This window comes from Glycomyces harbinensis (assembly GCF_900101745.1).
Classification (GTDB): domain Bacteria; phylum Actinomycetota; class Actinomycetes; order Mycobacteriales; family Micromonosporaceae; genus Glycomyces; species Glycomyces harbinensis.
Genome location: NZ_FNAD01000016.1, coordinates 1 through 19,668, shown reverse-complemented (window position 1 = coordinate 19,668; position 19,668 = coordinate 1). Strand labels below are relative to the sequence as shown.

At 71.2% G+C, this 19,668-nt stretch carries 13 protein-coding genes; 7 read left to right on the top strand and 6 right to left on the bottom strand.

The features are described from left to right. Nucleotides 1-39: 39 nt before the first annotated feature. From sigJ to BLQ63_RS21440, 3 genes are all read right to left on the bottom strand, one after another. Nucleotides 40-984, bottom strand: a complete 945-nt coding sequence (gene sigJ, locus BLQ63_RS21450) for an RNA polymerase sigma factor SigJ (RefSeq protein WP_091039583.1) — start codon at nucleotides 982-984, stop codon at nucleotides 40-42. 56 nt (nucleotides 985-1,040) lie between these two features. After that, nucleotides 1,041-1,865 (bottom strand): hypothetical protein, encoded by an 825-nt coding sequence (locus BLQ63_RS21445; RefSeq protein WP_091039582.1) that lies wholly within the window; start codon nucleotides 1,863-1,865, stop codon nucleotides 1,041-1,043. A gap of 174 nt (nucleotides 1,866-2,039) precedes the next feature. Beyond that, complete coding sequence (locus tag BLQ63_RS21440) at nucleotides 2,040-2,990, bottom strand: hypothetical protein (RefSeq protein WP_091039581.1); 951 nt, start codon at nucleotides 2,988-2,990, stop codon at nucleotides 2,040-2,042. Between the two features lie 277 nt (nucleotides 2,991-3,267). Between BLQ63_RS21440 and gltB the strand changes: the two genes are divergently transcribed. The 6 genes from gltB to BLQ63_RS21410 all read left to right on the top strand — a co-directional run bounded on the left by gltB (nucleotide 3,268) and on the right by BLQ63_RS21410 (nucleotide 15,482). Further along, a complete protein-coding gene (gltB, locus tag BLQ63_RS21435; protein ID WP_091039580.1) occupies nucleotides 3,268-7,848 on the top strand; it encodes a glutamate synthase large subunit in 4,581 nt (1,526 codons plus the stop codon). After that, the gene (locus BLQ63_RS21430; protein WP_091039579.1) at nucleotides 7,841-9,310 is read left to right on the top strand and encodes a glutamate synthase subunit beta; all 1,470 of its coding nucleotides are present in this window, start codon (nucleotides 7,841-7,843) and stop codon (nucleotides 9,308-9,310) included. The genes gltB and BLQ63_RS21430 overlap by 8 nt, the downstream gene beginning before the upstream one ends. A gap of 180 nt (nucleotides 9,311-9,490) precedes the next feature. Continuing rightward, the gene (gene pyk, locus BLQ63_RS21425) at nucleotides 9,491-10,900 is read left to right on the top strand and encodes a pyruvate kinase (protein WP_091039578.1); all 1,410 of its coding nucleotides are present in this window, start codon (nucleotides 9,491-9,493) and stop codon (nucleotides 10,898-10,900) included. Beyond that, a complete protein-coding gene (locus tag BLQ63_RS21420) occupies nucleotides 10,900-11,793 on the top strand; it encodes an acyl-CoA thioesterase (protein WP_091039577.1) in 894 nt (297 codons plus the stop codon). The genes pyk and BLQ63_RS21420 overlap by 1 nt, the downstream gene beginning before the upstream one ends. Before the next feature lie 184 nt (nucleotides 11,794-11,977). Next, entirely contained in the window at nucleotides 11,978-14,191 is a 2,214-nt protein-coding gene (locus BLQ63_RS21415) for an acyltransferase family protein (protein ID WP_091039576.1), read from the top strand. Nucleotides 14,192-14,288: 97 nt separating this feature from the next. After that, the gene (locus BLQ63_RS21410; RefSeq protein WP_091039575.1) at nucleotides 14,289-15,482 is read left to right on the top strand and encodes a sulfotransferase family protein; all 1,194 of its coding nucleotides are present in this window, start codon (nucleotides 14,289-14,291) and stop codon (nucleotides 15,480-15,482) included. A 32-nt stretch (nucleotides 15,483-15,514) separates the two neighbouring features. Here BLQ63_RS21410 and BLQ63_RS21405 read toward each other — a convergent pair whose 3' ends face one another. Beyond that, nucleotides 15,515-16,027: a GNAT family N-acetyltransferase gene (locus BLQ63_RS21405; protein WP_218125405.1), complete on the bottom strand. Its 513-nt coding sequence runs from the start codon at nucleotides 16,025-16,027 to the stop codon at nucleotides 15,515-15,517. 177 nt (nucleotides 16,028-16,204) lie between these two features. Between BLQ63_RS21405 and BLQ63_RS21400 the strand changes: the two genes are divergently transcribed. Continuing rightward, nucleotides 16,205-16,450: a CsbD family protein gene (locus tag BLQ63_RS21400; RefSeq protein ID WP_091039573.1), complete on the top strand. Its 246-nt coding sequence runs from the start codon at nucleotides 16,205-16,207 to the stop codon at nucleotides 16,448-16,450. A gap of 69 nt (nucleotides 16,451-16,519) precedes the next feature. Here BLQ63_RS21400 and BLQ63_RS21395 read toward each other — a convergent pair whose 3' ends face one another. Both BLQ63_RS21395 and BLQ63_RS21390 read right to left on the bottom strand, forming a co-directional pair. Then, nucleotides 16,520-17,575, bottom strand: a complete 1,056-nt coding sequence (locus tag BLQ63_RS21395) for a LacI family DNA-binding transcriptional regulator (protein ID WP_091039572.1) — start codon at nucleotides 17,573-17,575, stop codon at nucleotides 16,520-16,522. A 90-nt stretch (nucleotides 17,576-17,665) separates the two neighbouring features. Next, nucleotides 17,666-19,668 (bottom strand): glycoside hydrolase family 2 TIM barrel-domain containing protein (locus tag BLQ63_RS21390; protein WP_091039571.1); only part of this gene is annotated, 2,003 nt, incomplete at its 5' end.

Sequence of the window (19,668 nt, the reverse complement as noted above, 5' to 3'; positions counted from 1 at the left end):
TCATGACAGGAGCGCGCTGTGAAGCACCGCACAGGTCGGTCAGAAGGCCCTGAGCAGCGGCGATCCGTGGTCGGAGGCCGCGAAGCGCGCGGTCGCGCGTGCGAGCTTGTCGGGGTTGACCTGGTTGCGGAACGCGGCGATGCCCTCGTCGGTGACCTCGATGCAGATGACGCCGACGACCTGGCCGTCGACGACCGCGATGGCGGCCGGCGCCCCGTTGGCGCTGGTCGCGTAGATCTCGGGGGAGCCGCCGACCATCTTGCGCTTGGCCTCGCCGGGCTTGAGCAGGCCCCACATGAACTTGGCGACCGCGGCGGCGCCCTCGAAGGCCCTGGCGCGGGCGGGGACCTTGCCGCCGCCGTCGCCGATCGCGATCGCGTCGGCGGTGAGCATGCGCACGAGCGGTTCGGTCTCGCCGCTGGTGGCGGCCGCGAGGAACTCCTCGACGATGCGGCGGGCCGCGGCCTCGTCGATCGCGGTGCGGGCCTTGCCGTCGGCGAGGTGCTTCTTGGCGCGGTGGAAGGTCTGCTGGCTGGAAGCCTCGGTGATCTCCAGGATCTCGGCGATCTCGCGGTGCGGGTAGTCGAAGGCCTCGCGCAGCACGTACACCGCGCGCTCCACAGGAGACAGCCGTTCCATGAGGGTCAGGACCGCGATGGAGACCGACTCGCGCTGCTCGGCGGTGTCGGCCGGGCCCAGCATCGGGTCGCCCGCGAGCAGCGGTTCGGGAAGCCATTGGCCCACATACGTCTCGCGGCGCACCCGCGCCGAGGTGAGCTGGTTGAGGCACTGGTTGGTGAGCACCTTCGTCAGCCACGCCCCGGGGACCTCGATGCGGTGGCGGTCGGCGGCCTGCCAGCGCAGGAACACCTCCTGCACGGCGTCCTCGGCCTCGGCGGCCGAGCCGAGCAGCCGATAGGCGATGGCCTCCAGGCGGTGCCTGGAGGCCTCGAACAGGTCGACGTCGTCGATCGTGAGGGCCATGGCCCGATCCTAACGCCGGTGTTCCGTTTTCACGTGCGTCGCGCGATCGCCTTGCGCTACTCCACTTCTTGGACGCAGTAGATCGCGGTGATGGTGTCCACGTCGGGGTCCCAGTCGCGTCCGGCCGCGATCGCGGTGTCGGTGAAGTAGTACTGCGTGTGGCCCGAACCGTCGCACGCGTCGGCGGCGGCGACGGAGTGCCACTCGTCGGTCGGGTCGGGGTCGGCGGGGTTGGCCGCGATGCGCAGGACGTACCAGTACGCGTCCGCCGAGGCGCAGTCGACGACGTAGAACCCGGAGGTCACGTTCTCGATGCACTCGCCCTCGACCGGGACGCGGTAGACCGAGTCGCCCTCGGTGGTCTCCGCTTCGGTCGTGGGGGCGGCCTCGGTGGTCTCCTCGGCCCCGGTCGTGGCCTCCTCCGAGGTCTCCGCGGCGGTGGTGGCCCCCTCGGTGCCGACGTCGGCGTCGTCGTTGCCCAGGTTCATGGCCAGGACGATGCCGCCGGTGGCCACGGCGAGGACCACGACCACGAGCGTGATGATCAGCGGCATGCTGGAGTTGCCGCCCGGCGGCGGCGGGGCCGCCATCCCGGGTTGGAACGCGCCCCCGGGCGGGCCGGGCGGCGGGGGCGGGCCCGGCTGGTACGCGGCGGGCTGGCCCGGCACGTAGGCGGGACCGGGGGAGTACGGCTGGCCGGGCGGGCCGCTGCCGGGCTGCACGTTGAGCGGCGGGTTGCTGTAGCCGGTGCCGGGCCCGTACGGGTCGGGACGCGAGTACGGGTCGGCGTCGGTGGTGTAGTGCTGGGGCACCGAGGGCTGGCCGTATCCCGGCGACGACTGGGAAGGGTCGTAGGGATTGCTGGGGGGCGGGTAGGTCATGGGGTTCTCCGTCGCGTGGCCGGGCACTGGGGCGTGAACGATCCGATCCCGTCAATCATATTGCTCCCTTGCGAACACCGGCCCCTCCAGGAACGCGAGGGACCGATTCGTCCGGTGATGCGCGAAAGCCGCCCCCGGAAACCGGGGGCGGCCATCAGACCGATCAGGATCGGGTCAGGCGTTGTCGCTGGTGCACATGGCACCGTAGATCAGGCCGTCGGCGCCGTAGAGCGCCTGGGCGTAGTAGCCGGAGTTCGGGCACCCGCCCACCGCGGTCTCGTAGTCGAACGCCGCGTCTTCGATCGGCGGGTCGTAGGTCTCGGTCTCGTCGACGGTGTACAGCGCCGCCGGCAGCGAGCACTCGATGGTCCAGTAGCCGGTGGAGCCGTCGTCGGTGCAGGTCCCGGCGTCGGGGACGATCGGACGGCGCCCGTCGGCGTCCTCCTTGTCGATGGCCTCGACGCAGTACAGGTAGTCGACCGGACCGCCGGTGCCCGAGATCTCCTCGGTGTACACGTACTGGTAGCTCAGCCACGGCTGGCCGGGCGTCCAGCCCATGTACTCCTGGCCGCAGATGGAGGCCGCGATCGAGGGGTCGGTCAGCTCGCCCATGATGTCGACCTCGGCACCCGAGTCGTCGGAGACCTGGGTGATGGTCCAGAACGCGGCCGCGTCGTCGCAGGGGACGACCAGGTCCGCGTCGACGGTGGCGAGCGCGTCGGACATGCAGTCGCCGACCGCGGCGGCCTCGGCCGCCTCGACCTCGTCGTTCGAGAGCGTGGTGTCGCTGCCGGTGTCCGAGGAGTCGCTGTCGTCGCTGATGACGTACCGGAAGATCACGAAGCCGATGGCCAGGACGAGCACGCCGACACCGCTGAGGATCTTGGCGACCAGACCGCCGCCACCGCCGCCGGAGGCCGGGGGCATGGGGGGCGGGGCGCCGTAGCCGCCGCCGGGCGGGGGCGGGAAGCCGGGCTGCTGGGGCGGGTACCCGGGCTGCTGCCCGAACCCGGGCTGCGACGGCTGTCCGGGGGGCGGCTGGGGCGAGTACCCGCCCGGCTGCTGGGGCGGGTAACCCGGCTGCTGCGGCTGCTGTCCGTAGCCCGGGGGCGGGGGATAGGTCATTGGTGCAATGCTCCTTGCGAACGTACTCTGGAAGGGGTGTCCAAGCACGGGGGATGGGCGCCGTGCGATATGCGTTCACTCTAACCACCGGTCGCAACTGCCGACATCGGCCCGCCTCTTGTTACGGACCTGTTGCGAAGCGATTGCCGCAGCGCCGAAGGCGCGGGGAGAAAAACCTCGCCACCTGCTCGGATCGTAGGACGATGGTGTCCGCCAGATGAGCGATGGATTACACTCGTCTGACACTTTGCATTCTCTCGGGCCGACGTCGTCCCGTATGAAACACCGTTGTGCTCCAGCGCCCCCACCTGCTGCGAGTGCTCGACGACGAAGGAGGCCACGGTTGCGTTCTGCCCTGAATTCAGCACCCGGTCTTTACCGCCCCGCATGGGAACACGACGCCTGCGGCGTCGCCTTCGTAGCGGACATGCAAGGCCGGCCGGCTCACAGCGTCATCGAGCAAGGCCTGTCCGCGCTCGTCCGCATGGAGCACCGCGGCGCGACGGCCCCCGACCCGAACTCCGGCGACGGCGCGGGCATCATGCTCCAGATCCCCCATGCCTTCTACCGCGAGATCGCGGACTTCGACCTGCCCGAGGCCGGCCACTACGCCGCGGGCCTGATCTTCACCCCCGAGAGCGACGACGCGGCCCTGCGCGCCCGCGCCATCGTCGAGAAGTACGCCGTCGCCGAGGGCTGCCGCGTGCTCGGCTGGCGCGACGTCCCCACCGACGCCTCCGGGCTCGGCGCCGCCGCGCTGGCCTCCAAGCCGCGCGTCTCCCAGGTCTTCATCGCCGCCGAGGACGCCGCCGCCGAGGGCCTCGCCCTCGACCGGCTCACCTTCGCCGTCCGCAAGCAGGCCGAGCGCGAGATGCGCGAGCGCCACCTCGACGGCTCCGCGATCGTCAGCCTCTCGGCCCGCACGATCGTCTACAAGGGGATGCTCACCCCCGCGCAGGTCCCGCAGTTCTACCCCGAGCTCGCCGACGAGCGGATGGCCAGCGCCATCGCCCTGGTCCACTCGCGGTTCTCGACCAACACGTTCCCGTCGTGGCCGCTGGCCCACCCGTTCCGGATGGTCGCCCACAACGGCGAGATCAACACCATCCGCGGCAACCGCAACTGGATGACCGCCCGCCAGGCCGAGCTCGCCACCGACGCCCTGCCGGGGCGCCTGCGGCGGCTCTTCCCGATCAACACCCCGGGCGGCTCGGACTCGCTCAACTTCGACGAGGTCGTCGAGCTGCTGCACCTGGGCGGGCGCAGCCTGCCCCACGCGATGCTCATGATGATGCCGGAGGCCTGGGAGCACAACGCGACCATGGACCCCAAGCGCCGCGACTTCTACCGCTACCACGCCTCGATCATGGAGCCCTGGGACGGGCCGGCCGCGGTCTGCTTCACCGACGGCGTCCAGATCGGCGCGGTCCTCGACCGCAACGGCCTGCGCCCCGCCCGCTGGTGGCGCACCACCGACGACCTGGTCGTCCTCGCCTCCGAGACCGGCGTGGTCGACATCGAGCCCAGCCGCGTCGCCCAGAAGGGCCGCCTGGAGCCGGGCCGCATGTTCCTGGTCGACACCTCGCTCGGACGCATCGTCGACGACGAGGAGGTCAAGGACGCCCTCGCCAAGGAGCACCCCTACGGCGACTGGCTCCACGCCGGGCTCATCCGCCTCGAGGAACTCCCCGAGCGCAAGCCGCGCACCTACGACCGCGAGTCCGTGCGCCGCCGCCAGCTCACCTTCGGCTACACCGACGAGGAGCTGCGCATGTTCCTCGCCCCCATGGCCGCCAGCGGCGCCGAGCCGCTCGTGTCCATGGGCTCGGACACGCCCATCGCCGGGCTCTCCAAGCGCCCCAAGCTCCTGTTCGACTACTTCACGCAGCTGTTCGCGCAGGTCACCAACCCGCCGTTGGACGCCATCCGCGAGAAGCTCGTCACCGCCCTGGGCACCACCGTCGGACCCGAGGGCAACCTGCTCGAGCCCGGCCCGCACTCGTGCCGCCAGATCGAGCTCGCGCGCCCCATCCTCTCCAACGAGGAGCTCGCGAAGATCCTCCACATCGACGAGGACGGCGACATGCCCGGCTTCCAGGCCGTGCGCGTCTCCGGGGTCTACAAGGCCCGCCACGGCTCGCGGGGCATGAAGGACCGCCTGGTCGAGATCTGTCGCCACGTCTCCGAGGCCATCGAGGACGGCGTGCGCATCCTCGTGCTCTCCGACCGCGACTCCACGGCCGACCTCGCGCCGATCCCCTCGCTCCTGCTGACCGCCGCCGTGCACCAGCACCTCGTCCGCGAGCAGACCCGCACCAAGGTCGCCCTCCTGGTCGAGACCGGCGACTGCCGCGAGGTCCACCACGCGGCGGTCCTCCTCGGCTACGGCGCGGCCGCGGTCAACCCGTACCTGGCGTTCGACACCATCGAGGAGCTGACCGCCCAGGGCGTCATCGACCTCGAGCCCGCCCAGGCCGTCGAGAACTACATCAGCGGCCTGTGCACCGGCGTGCTCAAGGTGATGTCCAAGATCGGCATCTCCACCATCGCCTCCTACACCGGCGCGCAGATCTTCGAGGCCGTCGGCCTCGACGCCGACTTCGTCGACCGCTACTTCACCGGCACCGACTCCTCCATCGGCGGCATCGGCCTCCAGACCCTCGCCAAGGAGGTCGCCGAGCGCCACCGCGCCGCCTACGAGCGCAAGATCGAGACGTCCGAGCCGCTGCCCCCCGGCGGCGACTACCAGTGGCGCCGCGAAGGCGAAGTCCACCTGTTCAACCCCGAGACGGTGTTCCTGCTCCAGCACGCCACCCGCTCGGGCCAGTACGACGTGTTCAAGCGCTACACCGAGAAGGTCAACGCGATCGCCGCCGACTCCGGGCTCCTGCGCGGGATGCTCGGCTTCGACGACACCCGCGAGGCCGTCCCGCTCGACGAGGTCGAGCCCGTCTCGGCCATCGTCAAGCGGTTCCACACCGGTGCGATGTCCTACGGCGCGCTCTCCTCGGAGTCCCACGAGACCCTCGCGATCGCCATGAACCGCCTCGGCGGGCGTTCCAACTCCGGCGAAGGCGGCGAGGACACCGAGCGGCTCTACGACCCCGAGCGGCGCAGCGCCATCAAGCAGGTCGCCTCGGGCCGCTTCGGCGTCACCTCCGAGTACCTGGCCACCGCCGACGCCATCCAGATCAAGATGGCCCAGGGCGCCAAGCCCGGGGAGGGCGGCCAGCTGCCGGGCAACAAGGTCCACCCGTGGATCGCCAAGACCCGCAACGCGACCCCGGGCGTGGGCCTCATCAGCCCGCCCCCGCACCACGACATCTACTCGATCGAGGACCTCGCCCAGCTCATCCACGACCTCAAGCACGCCGGCGGCGGCGACGCGGAGGTCCACGTGAAGCTCGTCAGCGAGGTCGGCGTCGGCACCGTCGCCGCCGGGGTCTCCAAGGCCAAGGCCGACACGATCCTCATCTCCGGCTACGACGGCGGCACCGGCGCCTCCCCGGCCAACTCGATCAAGCACGCGGGCACCCCGTGGGAGATCGGCCTGGCCGAGGCCCAGCAGACGCTCGTGCGCAACGGGCTGCGGGACCGCGTCCGCCTCGAAGTCGACGGCGCCATGAAGACCGGCCGCGACGTCGTCGTCGCCGCCCTCCTGGGCGCCGAAGGCTACGGCTTCGCGACCGCCCCGCTCGTGGTCGCCGGCTGCGTCATGATGCGCGTGTGCCACCTCGACACCTGCCCGGTCGGCGTCGCCACCCAGGACCCGGTCCTGCGGCAGCGCTACACCGGCGACCCGGAGTTCGTCGAGAACTTCTTCCGCTACATCGCCGAAGAGGTCCGCGAGCTCCTCGCCGAGCTCGGCTACCGGTCCCTCGACGAGGCCATCGGCGACGTCGAGCGCCTCGAGCAGATCCCCGGGCCCGGCCGCAAGGCCTCCCGCGTGGACCTGTCGAACGTCATCGCCGCGCCCGTCGCGGGACCCCGCACCCAGGCCACCGTCCAGGACCACGGCGTCCAGGACACCCTCGGCGCCCGCCTGGTCGAGATCGCCCGCCCCGCCGTCGAATCCGGCGAGCGGGTCACGGCCGAACTCGACATCCGCAACACCGACCGCTCGGTCGGCGCACTCCTGGGCGCCGCGGTCTCCCGCGCGCACCGCGAGGGCCTGCCCGAGGACGCGATCAACGTGACCTTCCGGGGCACCGCCGGGCAGTCCTTCGGCGCGTTCCTCACCCGCGGGGCGAGCTTCAAGCTCGTCGGCGACGCCAACGACTACGTCGGCAAGGGCCTCTCGGGCGGGCGCATCGCGCTCATGCCCGACGCCGGCGCCCCGTTCAAGGCCGAAGAGAACGTCATCGCCGGCAACACCATCCTCTACGGCGCGACCTCCGGCGAGCTGTACGTTCGCGGCAAGGTCGGCGAGCGCTTCGCCGTCCGCAACTCCGGCGCCGTCGCCGTCGTCGAAGGCGTCGGCGACCACGGCTGCGAGTACATGACCGGCGGCACCGTCCTGGTGCTCGGCCCGACCGGCCGCAACTTCGCGGCCGGCATGTCCGGCGGCGCCGCCTACGTGTGGCGCCTGGACGAGTCGCGCACCAACACCGCGCTGGCCGACCTCGACCCGCTGTCGGCCTCCGACATCGACCTGGTCCACTCCCTGCTGCTGCGGCACGGCCGCGCGACCGGCTCCGGCGTCGCCGCCGAGCTGCTCGCCCAGTGGCCCCGCGCCGCCAGCGGCTTCACGAAGGTCATCCCGCGCGAGTACAAGGCCGTCCTCGCCAAGCAAGCACTGGACAAGGTCATGACGCGCACCCTGGTACTGACCGAGAAGAAGGAGGCCGCGAATGCCTAACCCCAGCGGATTCCTGGAGCACGGCCGCGAGGTGCCGAAGAAGCGACCGGTCCCGGTGCGCATCCTCGACAACCGCGAGGTCTACACCCGTGCCGCCAACGAACTGGTGACGGCGCAGGCCGCGCGCTGCATGGACTGCGGCATCCCGTTCTGCCACAACGGCTGTCCTCTCGGGAACCGGATTCCGGAGTGGAACGACCTGGCCCGCACCGGCAGGTGGGGCGCGGCGATCGAGCAGCTGCACGCGACGAACAACTTCCCGGAGTTCACCGGGCGGCTGTGCCCGGCCCCCTGCGAGGCGGCGTGCGTGCTCGGCATCGGCGACGACCCGGTGACCATCAAGAACATCGAGGTCGAGATCATCGACCGCGCCTTCGACGACGCGAACGTGACCCCGCAGCGGGCCGGGGCCGCCAGCGGCAAGTCCGTCGCGGTGGTCGGCTCGGGCCCGGCGGGCCTGGCCGCGGCCCAGCAGCTGGCCCGCGCGGGCCACGCCGTCACGGTCTACGAGCGCGACGACGCCCCCGGCGGCCTGCTGCGCTACGGCATCCCGGACTTCAAGCTGGAGAAGCGCCACATCGACCGGCGCATCGACCAGATGCGGGCCGAGGGCGTCGAGTTCGCGTGCAACGTCAACGTCGGCGTCGACATCACCGCCGAGGACCTGCGCGAGCGCCACGACGCGGTGGTCCTGGCCGTGGGCGCCCTGGAAGGCCGCGAGACCGGCCAGCCCGGTCGCGAGCTGGCCGGCATCCACCAGGCCATGGAGCACCTCGTGGGCGCCAACCAGGTCGTGGCGGGCAAGGCCCCGTTCGCGCCGATCGACGCCAAGGGCAAGCACGTGGTCATCATCGGCGGCGGCGACACCGGCGCTGACTGCCTGGGCGTGGCCCACCGGCAGGGCGCGGCCTCGGTCCGCCAGCTCGACCTGTACCCGACCCCGCCCGAGCTGCGCGACGACGAGCGCGACCCGTGGCCCACCTGGCCGGTCATCGTGCGCAACTACCCGGCGCACGAGGAGGGCGGGGAGCGGAACTACGCCTCGGCCGCCGCCGAGTTCATCGGCGACGAGCACGGGCACGTCCGCCAGATGCGCTTCAGCGAGGTCAGGGTCGACAAGTCGACCGGGCAGCGCCTCATCAAGCCGGTCGAGGGCACCGAGCAGGTCGTCCCGGCCGACCTGGTGCTCCTGGCGATCGGCTTCGCCGGCACCGAGGAGCAGCCGCTGCTGCGCCAGTTCGGCATCGAGCGGTCGCGGCGCAACGTGATCGACTGCGGCGAGGACTGGCAGACGGACGCGCCCGGCGTGTTCGTCGCGGGCGACGCCCACCGCGGCGCCTCGCTGATCGTGTGGGCGATCGCCGAGGGCCGCGCCGCCGCGGCCGCCGCGCACAAGTACCTGGGCGGCCAGACGGCCCTGCCCGCACCGGTCGCCGCGAGCGCACAACCGCTCGCCGCATAACGTGCAATAGACGGAATAGAGCGCAGTGAATATGCTCATGCGCGGCTTGCAAGCTGCGCCGCCGGGCGCTCCGCGCTCTATTCCGCATACCATTCTTTCGCATTCGGACGGCCGTGAATCGCAGCTCTCATCTGCGGTGACCCCCTGAGTGCGAGTGTGCGTCCGATATAAGCTCGCAGGGTGACTCGTAGAGCAAAAATCGTCTGCACCATCGGGCCTGCCACCGCCACGCCCGAGCGCATGGCCGGACTGATCGACGCCGGCATGAACGTCGCCCGCATGAACTTCAGCCATGGCGCCCAGTCCGACCACGAGGCCGTCTATCAGATGGTCCGGGAGGCCGCCGAGGCCGCCGGGAAGCCCGTGGCCATCCTCGCCGACATGCAGGGCCCCAAGATCCGCCTCGGCACCTTCGCCAACGGCGTCGAGCAGTGGGACGCGGGCGACCGCATCAAGATCACCTCCGACGACGTCGAGGGCACCCACGACCGCGTCTCCTGCACCTACAAGAAGCTGCCGGGCGAGGTCACCAAGGGCGACCGCCTCCTGGTCGACGACGGCAAGCTGGCGCTCGAAGTGCTCGGCGCCGACGACACCGACGTCGAGTGCCTCGTGGTCGAGGGCGGCCCGGTCTCCAACAACAAGGGCCTGTCCCTGCCGAACGTGAACATCTCGGTCCCGGCACTGTCCGAGAAGGACATCTCGGACATGAAGTTCGCGCTCAACCTCGGCGTGGACCTCATCGCGATGTCGTTCGTGCGCAGCCCCGACGACGTCCGCCTGGGCCACAAGGTGATGGACGAGGTCGGCGTGCGCCGCCCGATCGTCGCGAAGGTCGAGAAGCCCGAGGCCGTCGCGCGCCTCGAGGAGATCGTCCGGGCCTTCGACGGCGTCATGGTCGCCCGCGGCGACCTGGGCGTCGAGATGCCCCTCGACGAGGTTCCGATCGTGCAGAAGGAGATCGTGCGCCTCTGCCGCGAGAACGCCAAGCCGGTCATCGTCGCGACCCAGATGCTCGACTCGATGATCGAGAACGCCCGGCCCACCCGCGCCGAGGTCTCCGACGTCGCCAACGCCGTCCTCGACGGCACCGACGCCGTGATGCTCTCGGGCGAGACCTCGGTCGGCAAGTACCCGATCGGGACCGTCCGCACCATGGCGAAGATCGTGGAGACCACCGAGTGCGGCCCGATCCCGCTGCGCGAGCTGGTGCACGACCCGAAGACCAAGCCCGGCGCGGTCACCCACGCGGCCGTCGAGATCGCCGAGGCGATCGGCGCGAAGGCCCTCGCGGTCTTCACCCAGACCGGTGACACCGTCAAGCGACTGGCCCGCCTCAAGCCGGACCAGCCCATCATCGGCCTGACCCCGATCGAGTCGGTCCGCAACCAGATGGCGCTGTCGTGGGGCACCGACTCCTACCTCGTCGAGCACGTCGACCACACCGACCAGATGTTCCAGCTGGTCGACAAGACCATGCAGGAGCACCACCTGGCCGTCCCCGGCGACCTCGTGGTCATCGTGGCGGGCACCCCGGCGGGGACGCCCGGCTCGACCAACACGGTCCGGGTCCACCAGATCGGGTCCTGATGCCTGAGGTCCTCGTGGGACAGGACGCCGTGGACTCGCTCCTCGGCGTCCTCGACCTGGAGCAGATCGACACCGGCCTGTTCCGCGGGCCCCGCGCGGAGGTCGGCCTCCAGCGGGTCTTCGGCGGGCAGGTCGCGGGCCAGGCCCTGGTCGCGGCCGGACGCACCGTCGCGGGCGACCGGCGGGTCCACTCGCTGCACGGGTACTTCGTGCGCCCGGGCGACTCGACCAAGCCGATCCTCTACCAGGTGGAGAACATCCGCGACGGCCGATCGTTCTCCGTACGTCGTACGGTCGCGTTGCAGGGCGGGCAGACGATCTTCTTCATGTCCGCCTCGTTCCACACCGGCGAGCCCGGCCTGGAGCACGCCGACCCCGCCCCGGAGGGCCTGCCGGCCCCCGAGTCGATCCCGCCGCTCTCCGAGCAGCTCAGGTCGCACCCCGACCGGCTCGGGATGTGGGCGCGCGTGCCGCGCCCGATCGACGTGCGCTACATCGGCGGCTCGGGCTTCTCGGCCTCGGGCGAGCGCCCGGCGCTGGAGCACCAGCGCGTGTGGATGAAGGCCGACGGGAAGCTCCCCGACGACCAGCTCATCCACGTGTGCGTGCTCACCTACGCCTCCGATCTGACGCTGCTGGACTCGGTCCTCAGCCGCCACGGCGCGGTCTGGGGCAACGGCGGCTACCTGGGGACGAGCCTGGACCACGCCCTGTGGTTCCACCGCCCGTTCCGCTTCGACGAGTGGACCCTCTACGACGCGGTCTCCCCGACCGCCGCCGACGGGAGGGGCCTGGCCCAGGGCCGCTTCTTCGACGCCAACGGCCTCCACCTCGCCTCGGCCACCCAGGAGGGACTCCTGCGCCAGACGCCGGAGGCGCCCGGAATCCCGTAGGGTCAACGGTGCGCCACCCTATAATTGAGGTGGATATCACCCGTTTCGAGGGGGTCGGGCCGTGTAAACGGGGAATGTTAGGGTCGGCGTTCGTCCCCCCGGTACCGATCCCCCTGACCGACCGGCCGCCGCCCGAGCGGCCGGGCCGACCCTTGCCCGGTGAACCATTGCGGAGACCGAACCTATGCGTCTGACCAACGCTGACAGAACGGCGACGCCCTCCAGCGCCGCCCGAATAACCGAGCCGACCGCGACCGCGGACGGTCAACCGAAGGCCGCCAGCGCACGCCCCAGCCACTGGAGACCCGACATCGAAGGCCTGCGGGCCGTCGCCGTGGGCGCCGTGATCGCCGCCCACATCGGCTTCTTCTACTCCGAGGGCGGCTTCATCGGGGTCGACGTCTTCTTCGTCATCTCCGGCTTCCTCATCACCTCGCTGCTCCTGCGCGAGATCGACCGGACCGGGCGCGTCTCGATCGCCGGGTTCTACGCCCGCCGCGCCGTCCGCCTCCTGCCCGCCGCGGCCGTCGTCCTCCTGGCCACGCTCATCGCCTCCTGGATATGGCTGCCGCGCACCCGGCTCGGCGACATCGCCACCGACGCGGCCACCGCCGCCCTCAACGTCGTCAACGTCCGCCTGGCGATGGAGGGCACCGAGTACCTCAACGCCGACGTCGAGCCCTCGCCGCTCCAGCACTTCTGGTCGCTCGCCGTCGAAGAGCAGTTCTACCTGGCCTGGCCGCTCATGCTCCTGGCCATCGCCCTGGTCGCGCGGCGGATCTGGGGCGGGCGCTTCGCGCGCCGCGGCCACCTGCACCGCCGCCGCGCCTCCGCGATCGCCCTCGTCCTGGTCCTCATCGCCGCCGGCTCGCTCCTGCTGAGCGTCACCCAGACCGGACCTGACCCCGTCTGGTCCTACTTCGGGATCCACACGCGGGCCTGGGAACTCGCGGCCGGCGCCCTCGTCGCCGTCGCCGCCGCCCGGCTCGGGCGCGTCCCCCGGCCCTTGGCGGCAATGGCCTCCTGGGCCGGGCTCGCGCTCATCGTCGCGTCCGTGTTCGTCATCGACGAGCGCACGCCCTTCCCCGGGTACGCCGCCGTCCTGCCCGTCGCGGGCACGGCCCTGGTCATCGCCGCCGGCTGCGCGCCGCACCGCTTCGGCGCGACCGCGGTCCTGGGCCTCGCACCGCTGCAGTACATCGGCAAGATCTCCTACGGCCTCTACCTGTGGCACTGGCCGCTGATCATGATCGGGCCCCGCATCCTCGGCCTCGAATCGCCGCGCCTGCGGGACTACATCCTGCTCATGGGCATCGCGTTCCTGCTCACCATCGCCACGTTCTACCTCGTGGAGAACCCCATCCGGACGAGGAAGCCCCTCGTCCAGGTGCCCTCCCGGGCCCTCGCCATGGGCGGCGGCCTCATCACCGCCGCGCTCGCCGTCTCACTCCTCGCCTCGGTGCAGCCGATGCCCACCACCGACAACGAGGACGCGGTCGAGATCACCGGTGACGAGACCACGGTCTGGGACCTCCTCGGCGAGGCCTCCGATGTGGACACCGTTCCGGCGAACCTGACGCCCTCGCTCGAAGACGCCGCCCTCGACGCGCCGTCGATCGCCGCCGTAGACGGCTGCCAGACCAGCCGAGACTCGGTCGAGGTCAAGTCCGAGTGCTGGTACGGCGACCCCGACGGCGAGAAGACCATCGTGCTCTTCGGCGACTCCCATGCCGCCCAATGGTTCCCGGCCCTCAACCAGCTGGCCGAGGCCTCCGGCTGGCGGCTCCTGGCCATGAGCAAGGCGAACTGCTCGGTCGCCGACGTCACCGAGATCGACAACAAGCTCGAACGCGAGTACACCGAGTGCCCCGAGTGGAAGGAAGGCGTGTTCGACCTCCTGGAGGAGATCCGGCCCGACGCGGTCGTCACGACCGCTTACGACGACAAGGAGGTCGTCGCCGACGACCCCGACCAGGCCTGGATCGACGGCTGGGTCGACAGCGTCGAACGCCTCCAGGACGTCGCCGACGAGGTCTACTACATCGCCGACAACCCCGATTTCACCGTGGACCCGCCCAGCTGCCTCGCCGAGAACCCCGACGACGCCACCGAGTGCGTGGGGCAACTCGACGAATCCGTGTTCAAGCCCGATCGCCGCGAGGACCTCATCGAGGCCGTCGGCGAGACCGGAGCCACCGTCATCGACCCCATCCCGTGGGTGTGCGACATGGAGCAGGGCACCTGTCCGGTGGTCGTGGGCAACATCCTGATGTACCGCGACTCCAACCACTTCTCCGCGCGCTTCGCCGCCGAACTCGCCCCGCAGCTCGCCTCCGCGATCCCGCTCGAGGCCGCTTCACCCGAGGACGACGGCGGCGAGGCCGCCGAATCCGAGTAGTCCCGCAACACACTGCGCCGCACCGAGGTGGGCCCGCATTCACACTCGAATGTAGGCTCACCTCGGTTTCGTAAGCAGGACAAAAGGAGTGCTTTGGATGGAACGCGTAGCGCCATGGCTCAAAGCGGTCAACACGGTCCTCACCCCCGCCATCGCGGGCCGCCGCAAGAAGATCGACCGCATCATCGACCGCGCGATCCGCGAAGCCGAGCACCGCACCGCCTCCACCGCCCACGGCGACGAGGAGTTCATCGACGGCCTGAAGGTCCTCCTGCGCGGCTACGCCGACATCGACGACCTCACCCTCACCGGCTGGGTCACCATCCAGCAGGAGGTCACCGATCGCCTCGAGAACCGCCTGCGCATCCGCAAACTCCACGCCCTCCGCCCCGAGATCGCCGACGAACCCGTCTCCCGGCCCCTCGTCGTCACCGGCCTGCCCCGCACCGGCACCACCATGCTCCAGCGCCTCCTGGCCGTCCCCGACGGCCACCGCGCCCCGCTCCTGCACGAACTCATGAACGCCGACCTGACCGGCACCGAGCATCGCCACCGCGCCGAACGCATCGTCGACGCCATGGGCAAGGCCGTCCCCACCTTCGGCGCCGTCTACGACATGGACGCCGGCAAACCCGACGCGGACGTGTTCGTCCTCCCGCACGGCATCGCCCACCTCGTGCGCGCCCAGCCGCCCGGCTACGTCCAGTGGATGCTCGACCGCGACGGCGCCGCCGACTACCGCTACCTCAAGCAGACCCTCCAGGTCCTCCAGCACGGACGCCCGCGCCGCCGCTGGGTCCTGCGCGCCCCCGCGCACCTGTGGCACCTCGGCGACCTGATGAAGACCTTCCCCGACGCGCAGATCCTGTGGACCCACCGCGACCCGGCCACCGCCCTCGCCTCACTGTGCTCCATGACCGAGACCGCCACCGCGCTCAACACCGGCCGCGTCGACCCCCAAGCGATCGGCCGCATGTGGCTGGGGCTCATCGCCACCGGCCTCGACCGCGCCCGCGCCGCACGCCGGCGCCTCCCCGGCTACGCCATCGTCGACGTCCCCTACCGCCACCTCACCGACGACGCCGCCCAAGCGCTCCCGGGCCTCTTCGGCCGCCTCGGCGCGCCCTGGGGCCCGGCCGAGCAGCGCGCACTCGACGCGTCCCTGGCCGACCGCCGCACCGGCCACCCCTACGACCTCGCCCGCTACGGCCTCACCGACCGCGACGTCGACCAGGTCCTAGGCGACTACAAGCGCGTCTTCGGCGAATACCTCTACCGGCCCAACCGCTAGCGCGCGCAAGGAAACCGCCGGCGAAGCACGCCCTAGAAACCCAGCCCGAACGCCAGCAGGTCGACCCCCGGCACGGGGGACCAGTCCAACTCCGGGGCGCGCTCGAAACCGAGCCGCACGTAGATCCGGTGCGCCGTCCCCATCGTCTCCTGCGAGCACAGCACGACGCGCTTGATCCCCGGCTCGGAGCGCGCCCGCTCGACGCACGCCGCCGCCAGCGCCGACCCGACGCCGCGCCCGTGCGCGGCCGGATCGACCGCGAGCATCCTGATCTCGGCCTCGCCCGGCCCGCCCAGCTCGGCGAGGGGGCTGCCGGGGAACGCGAGGGTGACCCCGCCCAGGAGCGCGCCGTCGGCGCCGGCCGCGACGAGCACGTGGGCGCTGGCGGCCCGGTGCGCGACGTCGCGCAGCCGCGACGTGTACGGGTCGTCGAGGCCGCCCAGGAGGAAGCCGCCGTCGAGGTAGGAGCGGACGGTCAGGTCGCCGAGCGCGTCGTGCTCGGCGGGGAGGATCGGACGGATCTGGTACGCGCTGTCTGTGGCCACCCGGAAATTCTGCCCCGCGGCGGCGCCGTCCGCCACCGGCGGTCCCTCCGGCGCGAATCGCGCCCGTACGGCCTCCATCGCCGCAGCTCAAGCCGGGTGCCGAGCGTCTCATGTGTGATCGGACCTTGAACGGGTATCCCGAAGCCACAACACTTCGTTCGTGAAAGGAGCGAGCTTATGGGCGCTTTCGACAAGGCGAAGGACAAGGCCGAACAGCTCAAGGGCAAGGCCAAGGAGAAGTTCGGCGACGCGACCGACAACGAGAGCCTCGAGAACGAGGGTCGTCGCGACCAGCTCAAGGGCAAGGCCAAGGAAGAGTTCCACGACCTCCGTGAGAAGGGCGAGGACAAGCTCGGCGACGCCAAGGATCGCCTCGTCGACGACGACCGGAACGACGACCGGAACGACGACCGCCGGGTCTGAGCGCGCGTCGGTCACCTGAACCGTACGGGGCCGGGCCGAAGGGTCCGGCCCTGAACGCCGCCCGGCGCCTCAGGCTCGCCGGCGCGGCGGGGCGACGGTCTCGCGCACCACGATGTGGGTGCCCAGGACCACCTGCTCGGCCTCGCGGCGCAGGCCCAGGCGCACCGCTTCGCGTCCCAGCTCCTCGTGCGGCACGTGCACGGTCGTCAGCGCCGGGGTCAGGTCCGAGGCGAGCGGGATGTCGTCGAAGCCGACCACGGACATGTCCTCGGGGACGCTGATCCCGGCCTCGCGCAATGCTTTGAGGACGCCCGCGGCGACCATGTCGGTGGCCGCGAAGATCGCCGTGACGTCGTCGCGCCCGCCCACGAGTTCGCGGGTGAGGTCGTAGCCGCTCGACTTGAGGAACTCCCCGGGGATGAACAGCGACTCGTCGATCGCCACGCCGTAGTCCTCATGAGCGCGCCGGAAGCCGCGCACCCGCTCGTCCGTGGTCGAGAAGCCGACGCCGACGCCCATGTACGCGATCGTGCGGTGCCCGGCCGAGAGCAGATGCGAGGTCATCGCGTAGGCCCCGCCCTCGTTGTCGTAGTGGACGACCGAGGCGGGGACGTCGTCGCCCAGCGAGGGCCTCCCGCACAGCACCAGGCGCGAGCCCGAACGGTCGAGCGCGGAGGCGAAGTAGCGCATCCGCTCGTGGTACTTCCCGTCGTCCCAGGAGCCGCCGACGACGATCACGGCCTCGGCGTGCTGCTCGCGCATGAGCTCGACGACCGCGAGTTCCCGCTCGGGGTCGCCGTGCGTGGTGCACAGCAGGCACAGCCGCCCCTCCGAGGCGGCCTGCTGCTCGACGCCGCGCGCGATGTAGGCGTAGAAGGGCCCGGTGACGTCGTCGACGACGAACGCCACGGTCTTGGTCGTCGCCCCGGCCAGCGCGCGGGCGTGCGCGTTGACCACGTAGTCGAGTTCGCGCATGGCGCGCAGCACCTTCGAGCGGGTGGCGGGGGCGACGGGGTAGTTCCCGGCGAGGACCCGCGAGACCGTCGGCACGGACACGCCGGCCCGTGCGGCCACGTCCCGTATCGTCGGGCGCTTGCCGTTCTCGGCGTTCGACTTCTTGGGCACTGGGCGCCTTCTCTCAACGTTCGTGCTGATGCGACGGGTCCGCGCGGCAACGGGCTGCGTCCCATTGTGCGCGAACCCGTCGCATCATGGTCACTCGGTCACTTCGAAGCCGAGGGTGAAGGCGGTCGCCCGCGGGAGCAGGCGGTGCTCGGGCAGGACGCCCGGGCCGCATGCGGCCGATCCGATGCCCTGGAGGGCGGCGTCGAGGTTGACGTGGAGCCGGTCGCCCTCGACGAGGTCGTGGGGGTGCTTCGCGGCCTCCAGGTCCTCGCTGGTCCACCGCCGCACGGTGAGCGCGAAGTACGGCGCGCCGAGGACCGTGAAGGTCTGGTCCCCTCCGCCGGAGAGGGTCGCCCGGCGCACGTCGATGCGGGAGCCGTTCTCCTGCGGGAAGACGTACGGGGTCTGGAGCTCGGCCACCGTGGCGGTGAAGCGGCCGACGCGGGCGGCCTCCCGGGTGTCGGCGTAGGCCTCGCCGGGGCCGCCGCCGAACCACACGACCCGGTCGAGGTGCTTCGGGAGGGCGGCGCGCACGCCCAGTCGCGGCAGCGGGAAGTCCCACTCGCCCTTCGGGTCCACCGCGACGGTGAGCCACAGGCGGCGGCCGTGGAGGCGCCACTTGTAGACGGTGTCCATGCTGATCGCGGCCCCGCCGGCGCCGACGCGAGTGGCGACGGTGAGGCCCTCGTCGTCCGCCCGGACGTCGAGGACCTTGTGCTCAAGGCGGTGGAGCGCCGCGTTGCGGTCCTTCCACCGGTCGTTCAGGGCCCCGTTGGCGTGCCAGCCGCGCAGGTCGTTGTCGGTGGGGGCCCGCCACAGGTCGAGGCGGGGGCCGTCGATCTCCATGCCGCCGATGGCGGTCAGGCGCCCGAGGGCGTCGAAGGCGGCGTTCCCGAGCCGGTAGCCGCTGCCGGCGGTTTCGGCGGGGGCGGGTGCGCCGGTCGGGCCCGGGGCGCTGATGGTCGCGAGTGGCCCTTGGCCCCAGGCGATCTCGTGCCCGGCCTCGGCCCACGGCTCGTCCTTGGCGAGGACGGCGCGGACGGTCAGCCACCGTTCGCCTTCGGCCGCGTCGAGGGCGGCGATCTCGGCGGGGAAGGGGACGACCGCGGCGTTGCCCGGGTCGAGTGCGGGGAGGTCGAGGTCGCCGTGGGCGACCCTGCGGCCGCCGTCCTCGACGGTCCAGGTGAACCGGAGGTCGCCGGTGTCGGCGAAGTCGCGGTGGTTGGTGACGGCGATGGTCTTGGCGTCCGCCTCGACACCGACGCGGACGGGTTCGACGACCTTCTTGAACTCCACGAGGCCGGGGGAGGGCTCGCGGTCGGGGAAGACCAGGCCGTCGACCACGAAGTTGCCGTCGTGGATCGGTTCGTCGAAGTCGCCGCCGTAGGCGAACCACTCGCGCCCGTCCTCGGCGCGCATGCGCACGCCGTGGTCGATCCACTCCCAGATGAACCCGCCCTGGCAGCGTTCGTGCTGCTCGAACAGGCGCTGGTACTCGCTCATGCCGCCGGGGCCGTTGCCCATGGCGTGCGCGTATTCGCAGAGGATGAACGGGATGCCTCGTCGGTGCTCGTCGAGGGCGGGGTCCTTGGTGGCGGCCTCGGCCTTGAGCCCGATGCGGTCGGTCTCGGCGTGGTCGGCGTACATGCGGCTGTAGACGTCGACGTAGCCGCAGTCCCAGTCGCCTTCGTAGTGGATGGGGCGGCCGGGGTCGCGCTGCTTGGCCCAGGCGCTCATGGCGGCGAGGTTCTGGCCGGTGTGGCTCTCGTTGCCCAGGGACCACATGATGACGCTCGGATGGTTCTTGTCGCGTTCGACCATGCGCGCCATGCGGTCGAGGCACGCCTCACGCCAGGCGGGGTCCTTCGCCGGATTCTCCCGGAGACTGAGGAAATCGAAGCCGTGTGTTTCGAGGTCGCATTCGTCGATGACCCAGACGCCGAGCTCGTCGCACAGGTCCAGGAAGCGCCGATCCGGCGGATAGTGGCTGGTACGCACGGCATTGACGTTGTGCCGCTTCATGAGTTCGAGGTCGCGGCGCATCGTCTCGACCGACAGGGTGCGGCCGGTGTCAGGGTCCCACTCGTGACGGT